The organism is Streptomyces sp. NPDC059456 (assembly GCF_042750055.1).
Classification (GTDB): Bacteria; Actinomycetota; Actinomycetes; order Streptomycetales; family Streptomycetaceae; genus Streptomyces.
On sequence record NZ_JBHYVA010000514.1, the window covers coordinates 1 to 6,234 of the forward strand.

5 protein-coding genes and 1 pseudogene are annotated in these 6,234 nt (G+C 73.7%); 2 read left to right on the forward strand and 4 right to left on the reverse strand.

Features of this window, described 5'->3' with window-relative positions; genetic code table 11:
• On the reverse strand, positions 1-645 hold a 645-nt coding region (locus tag ACFXA3_RS32000; RefSeq protein ID WP_385192499.1), incomplete at its 3' end, for a hypothetical protein.
• A 95-nt stretch (positions 646-740) separates the two neighbouring features.
• Here ACFXA3_RS32000 and ACFXA3_RS32005 point away from each other — a divergent pair.
• Positions 741-2,762: an O-antigen ligase family protein gene (locus ACFXA3_RS32005; RefSeq protein ID WP_385192501.1), complete on the forward strand. Its 2,022-nt coding sequence runs from the start codon at positions 741-743 to the stop codon at positions 2,760-2,762.
• A complete protein-coding gene (locus ACFXA3_RS32010) occupies positions 2,705-3,676 on the forward strand; it encodes a glycosyltransferase (protein ID WP_385192504.1) in 972 nt (323 codons plus the stop codon). Before ACFXA3_RS32005 ends, ACFXA3_RS32010 begins: the two co-directional genes overlap by 58 nt.
• 21 nt (positions 3,677-3,697) lie before the next feature.
• Here ACFXA3_RS32010 and ACFXA3_RS32015 read toward each other — a convergent pair whose 3' ends face one another.
• The 3 genes and pseudogenes from ACFXA3_RS32015 to ACFXA3_RS32025 all read right to left on the reverse strand — a co-directional run.
• Complete coding sequence (locus tag ACFXA3_RS32015) at positions 3,698-4,504, reverse strand: glycosyltransferase family 2 protein (protein ID WP_385192507.1); 807 nt, start codon at positions 4,502-4,504, stop codon at positions 3,698-3,700.
• A gap of 37 nt (positions 4,505-4,541) precedes the next feature.
• Positions 4,542-5,675, reverse strand: a complete 1,134-nt coding sequence (locus ACFXA3_RS32020; protein ID WP_385192509.1) for a hypothetical protein — start codon at positions 5,673-5,675, stop codon at positions 4,542-4,544.
• Positions 5,676-5,680: 5 nt separating this feature from the next.
• Positions 5,681-6,234, reverse strand: a pseudogene (locus ACFXA3_RS32025) (lipopolysaccharide biosynthesis protein); the annotation flags it as partial.

The following is a 6,234-nucleotide window of genomic DNA, read 5'->3' on the forward strand; positions in this document are numbered from 1 at the left end:
CCCGCGGCCACGGCCGCGGGCATCCTGCTCCCGGCCCCGGCACCCTCCTGCGGACCGGCGCGTCACCAGCTGATCGGTCCACAGGGCCGCGGCCACGCCGCACACCCCGGCGAGCAGCGCCGTCCCGGCCAGCGCGCGGCTCTTGGTCCCCGTCTGCGCCACCGCGGTCGGCGGCACCAGCAGGGTCACGCTCATCCGTGCCCGCTCCGGGATCTGCTGCTCGGCCTGCATCGCCGCGAGGCGCTTCGTATAGGCCTCGACGACCTTCAGCACGGCCAGGTTGGCCGCGGCGGGCTCCGCGTGCTCCGCCTGCACCTGGAGCGAGGGGATCAGATAGCGGGGGGTGACGCTCGTACCGCTGTTGCGCGGGATCAGCCGGTAGGTGCCGGTCACCCCCGCGGCGCTCAACTCGGCGGCACCGGCGGGCGATTCCAGCTGCTGGACCGCCGCGTAGGACACCGCGGCGAGCGGCGGCTGGAGATTGGCGAGCTGGTTGGGCTGGCTGCCGGTCACCGGCGGCTTGAGCACCACGATCGCCGTGCTCACATAGGTCTGTTCGGGGCGGAGCACCTGCAGCGCCCCGGCGGCCGCGAGTACCGCCACCAGGAGCAGGACGTACCAGCGGCGGCGAAGCGTACGGAACAACTCACCAGGCGACACAGCATTCCTTCCGTCGCGTGCGATCTTTCCAGGACGCGGGGCGGCCCGCCATCGGTTCCGGCAGTCACGAGGGGGCGTTCGTGAGCATCGGTGAGATCGCGGCCGTGCTCCGGCGCCGCTGGTACGTGATGGTGCCCCTGACGGTGATCGGACTCCTCGCGGGCCTGCACCTGTACCGGTCGGTGCCCGTGGCGTACCAGTCGCAGAGCTCGGTGGCCCTGCTCGACTCCACCGCGGTGGCCGAACTGGCCCCCGCCTTCGGCAACCCCATCTCCAACGCGGGCGGTTCACTGGTCGTGACCGCCGACGTGCTGATCAGGACCCTCTCCGGCGCCGACGCGGCACGCGACCTGCAGGGCCTCGGCGTGACCGACCCCTACACGGTCGGCTTCGCCGCGAACACCTCGGGGCCCATGCTCACCCTGACCGTCACGGGCACCGACCGGGCGAAGGTCCTCCAGGAGACCAGCACCCTGACCACGTTCGCCGGCGAACAGCTCAACGCGCTCCAGGCGGCGGCCAAGGTACAGCCCGCGTACTTCGTGCAGACGGCGCCCGTGGTGCTCCCGCAGACCCCGGTGCCCCAGCTCAAGAGCCGCTACCAGCAGGTGCTGGGCGTCGTCATCGCGGGCGTGACCGCCGGCTTCACGCTCTCCTTCGTCACGGAGACCCTGCTCGTCGCCCGCCGGCGCCGGCGCGAGGCCGCCGCCCTGGCCGGCGCACAGGCGCGCGCCCGCAGGAGGCTGCCCGGCCGGGCACCGGACGCCGCCGCGCTGCTCAGCGGCTACCTCGGCCTCGCCTTCTTCATCCCGTCGAACCTGACCCTGCCCGGCATGGGCGGCGTGGGCACCCCCGCCAACGTGTTCGCCCTCCTCGGACTGTTCTGGTACCTGGCGACCTGGCTCACCGGCCGGATCCGCGCGGCCCCGGGCACCCGGCTGCCGCGCGTCGTGACGTGGCTGCTCGCCGTCTCGGTCCTGGCCTCGTACCTCGCCGACGCCACCCGCAGCAGCACCCACAAGGAGGTGCTCGGCGCGGACCGGGGCCTGATCGGACTGCTCGTCTGGGTCTCGATCGTGGTGCTGGTCTCGGCCGGCATCCAGGACCGGGCCCGCCTCGACGTCCTGCTGCGGCGGGCCGTGGTGATGGCCTCGGTGGTGGCCGCCATCGGCTACTACGACTTCTTCACCGCGACGAACATCGCCGAACACATCAGCATCCCCGGACTCCACTCCAGCGTCGCGCAGATCACCACCCTCGACCGCGGGGCGTTCACCCGGCCGCGCTCCACCACGGCCCAGCCACTGGAGTTCGGCGGCATGCTCGCCCTGCTGCTGCCCTTCGCAGTCCAGCAGGCCTTCGACCCCGTCCGCAGCCACCTCAGCCGGTGGCGGCGCTGGGGGCCCGTGGTCCTGATGGGAGGCGCCCTGCCGCTGACCGTGTCGCGGACCTCCATCATCGGGGCGCTCATCGTGGTCCTCGTGATGGTGCCGCGCTGGAAGCCGCAGCGGCGCTGGACCGCCATCGGCCTGCTGCTGGGCTCGGTGGCCTGCTTCAAGGTCCTGGTGCCCGGCCTGATCGGCACCATCACCACCCTGTTCGGGTCCTTCCTGTCGAACTCCGACAGCAGCACCCAGGCCCGCACCGTCAAGTACAGCGCGATCGTCCCCTACCTGGAGGAGCGCCCGCTGTTCGGGCGCGGACTGGGGACCTTCACCCCCGACCTCTACTTCTTCACCGACAACCAGTACATGCTCACCCTGGCGGAGATGGGCCTGTTCGGCCTGCTCGCCCTCCTGGCGCTGTTCTTCACCGGAATCCACCAGGGCGGTGCCATCCGCCGCCTCGCCGCCGGCGAATCCGACCGGGAACTCGGCCAGGCGTTCTTCGCCTCGGCCCTCGTCGCCCTCGTCAGCAGCGCCACCTTCGACGCCCTCAGCTTCCCGATGTTCGCCGGGATGTTCTTCCTGACGATCGCCGCCGGAGGCAGTTACCTCGGCTTCATCCGGCGCAGCGCGCCGAAGCCCCGAACCGTGGAGTCCCCATGTCCTCCCGCCGCCACCCGGCCCCGCCGGCCCGAACCGGCGCAGCCGGTCCCGTAGCCGTCGTCGTCGTCACCTGGAACAGTGCCCGGGTGCTGCCCGAGTTCCTCGCCTCCCTGCCCGAGGGCATGGCGGGGCTCGACTGGCGCCTGGTCGTCGCCGACAACGACTCCGCCGACGACACCGTCGACCTGCTCCGCTCGCTGGCCCCCGATGCGACCGTCGTCCAGACCGGCCGCAACGCGGGGTACGCGGCCGGGGTGAACGCCGCCCTGGAAGCCGCCGCCACGTGGGAGAACGGCTTCCGCGCCGCGCTCGTGTGCAACCCGGACATCCGGATGCGGCGCGGCTGCGCCGCACTCCTCGTCGACGCGCTCGACGCCCCCCTGGCCGGCGGCCGCCGGGTCGGGATCAGCGTCCCGCTGCTGTACGAGGAGGACGGCGCCCTCCAGCACTCGCTGCGCCGCGAATCGCGGGTGACGCGGGCCCTGGGCGAGGCGGTGATCGGCAACCGGCGGGCCGGTCGCTTCCCGCGGTGGAGCGAGCTGGTCACCGACCCGGCCGCGTACGCGCGGGCGACCGTCGCCGACTGGGCGACCGGCGCCCTCATGGCCCTCTCCCGGGACTGCCTGGACGACTGCGGGACCTGGGACGAGTCCTTCTTCCTCTACTCGGAGGAGACCGAGTACTGCCTGCGGGCCCGGGACCGCGGCTTCGCGACCCGTCTCGAACCCGCCGCCTCGGCCGTCCACCTCGGCGGCGACTCGCAGGTCTCACCCCGCCTGTGGACGCTGCTGACCCTCAACCGGGTACGGCTCTACGGCCGTCGGCACGGGGCGGCGGCCACCGCCGCCTTCCGCGGGGCCGTACTGCTGCGCGAGACCTCACGGGCGGTGCTCGGCCGCCCGGCGAGCCTGGCGGCCGCGCGGGCCCTGGCCAGCCCGTCCGCGCTGCGGGCCACGCCCGGGCCCTGACCGAAGCGGCCCGGCCACCCGTCACCCGGAGGGCGCCGGACCGTCCCAGGCGGTGTAGAAGCTCTCCGGGTTGACCAGGTAGCGGACCGTGGCGCGGGGCACGTGACGCACCTCGTGGCGGCGGGCGTAGCGGCGTACGAGCTCCCAGTCCTCCCGCGGCAGCACCTCGGGGGTGCGCCGCAGCCGGCTGAAGTACAGGGACCGGGTGCGGCGGGCCACGAAGGCGTTGGTGTCGAGGAAGGCCTCGTGCGCGGCCCGGCGGCGGTCGAACGGCACCGACAGCACGTCCCGTTCGGAGCCGTCGGGGAGCACCCGGCGCAGCGCCGTGTACACGGCATCGGGCCCGCCGGGTGCCTCCAGCACCGCGAGGGCCCGCTCCAAGTGGTCGGGCTCCCACAGGTTGTCGTCGTCCAGGAACGCCGCGTACCGCGAACGGGTCAGCCGCAGGCCCACGTTGCGCACGACCCCCGCCGTGGCCGTGTTGCGGGCCAGCGACACGGCGAACAGCCGTGGATCCGACGGGAGTTCGGGAAGTCCCGCGCCGTCGTCGACGACGATGACCACCTGATCGGCCACCGTCTGCTCCAGGGCGGAGCGGACCGCCGCGCGCAGTGCGTCCGGGCGCCGGTGGGTGGCGATCACGGTGGCCACCAGGGCGGCCGGCGGACTGCCCAGGACGGCGGCGAGCCGCGTGGTTTCCGCGTCCTCGAAGCGGCGCAGCCGCACGGCCGAGGGCGCGAGCAGGACCTTGTTCCTGGCCTCGAAGAGCACCAGCCAGCCGAAGGCCCGCTTGAGCAGTTCCCAGGGGGCCCGGGCGATGCGGCGCATGATGTCCTTTCGGTCCGGTCGTCAGGGGGCGGGCTGTTCAGGAGGCGGGGGCGGGGGCCACGGGCCGGCCGTCGGCCGTGCGGTTGCCCCGCCACACGTTCCCCGCGCCGCCCTCGTTCCAGGCGGTGACGTGCCCGTAGGCGCCGCCGTTGACGTGGTACTCGGTGGAGAACACGTTGTCCGTGACCTGGATGCCGGTGGCGCCGGGCCCGCCGCCGTAGAGGGCGTACGCCCCGCCGGCCAGCCAGTTGCCGTCCACGACCACGGAGGAGACGCTGCCCGTGTCCGCGAAGAGTCCGATGGCCGCGCTGGCGCCCCGGTCCACGGGGACGGGGTTGAGCAGGGTGTTGTGGCGGACGGTCAGCCGGCCCTTGTTGCCGCCGCCGCTGATGACGGCGTCGGTGTGCTGCCATTCGCCGCCCTGGTTGCGGAAGGCGACGATGTCGTGGACGTAGTTGTCGTGCAGGTCGCCCTGGCCCATCGACAGGGCGTTGCCGAACACGGAGACGTCGCACCAGCCGACCTCGACCGAGCTGCCGCCCATGTTGGAGACCGCGTAGTCGACGCCTCCGTTGTCGGGGCCCTTGCCCGGTACGGCGGTGATGGTGGTGTGCAGTACGCGCAGGCCGCTGTAGCCGGGGCGCAGGTTGATCCCCCACCAGTTCGCGGACGTGATCCGGCTGTCGATGACCGTGACGTCGTTGGCGTAGACGTCGAGGGAACCGTGGATGTCCCAGCCCCTGATGACCGTGCCGTCGGTCTTCACGGACATGTCGCCCGTGTCGTGCCGCTCCAGCGCGATCCGCGGGCCGGTCGTGCGGGCGTCGGGGAACCCGCAGGCACCCGGCGAGGGGCAGGGGCCCGTGGGGGACGCCCCGCCGGCTCCCGGCGCGGGCGGGGACGAGGGGGAGACGGAGGCGGAGGGGGACGCCGGGCTCCCGGAGGGGCCCGGGCCGCCCGGGGCGGACGGGTCCGCGGAGGACGGGGACGAAGACGAGGGCTGCGGTCCGGAGCCGTGGCCGGGCTCGGGGCACTGCAGGGCGCTGTCCGGGCACGGCCCGGCCGACGGCTCGCCCACGCCGGTCCGGTCGGCCTCGTACAGGGCCAGGACGACGGCCAGGACGAGCCCGGCCAGCAGCCAGGCCCTCAGGCGCCTTCGGTCGCGTGCCACCGGGCCTACCCCCCTGCCCGCGGGGAGCCGCGCAGGAAGCCGAGGCCGGGCAGGACGCACAGGACGTAGCAGAGGGTTCCGGCGGCCCCGGTCGCGAGGAGCGCGAGGACCCCGTCACCGAGGAGCCGTTCCAGCCCGAGGACCACGACGGCCATCACGGCGCCGCCGAGGAAGGGCCAGGCACAGGCCCGTGCCACGGTCCCCAGGCCGACGCCGCCGCGATGCAGTGCGACGAGGAACACGGGCACCACGACGAGGCAGGCCACCAGGACGTGCCCCTGGGCCACCCCCACGATCCCGCCGGCCCCCGCACCGATCACCAGGGCGGGGATCAGGACGGCGAGCCAGAGCCCCTGGACACCGATCAGGGAGCGGCGCCGGCCGATGGCCACCAGGCAGTCGTAGGCCAGTTCACAGCCGATCCGTACCAGCCCCAGCGCCATCAGCCAGGGCAGCGCGGCTGCCGCCGGCAGCCAGCGGTCCCCGTACACGAGCCCGATGACCGGCGAGGCCAGGGCGGCCAGCAGGACGCACAGCGGGACGGTGCCCGTCATCACCA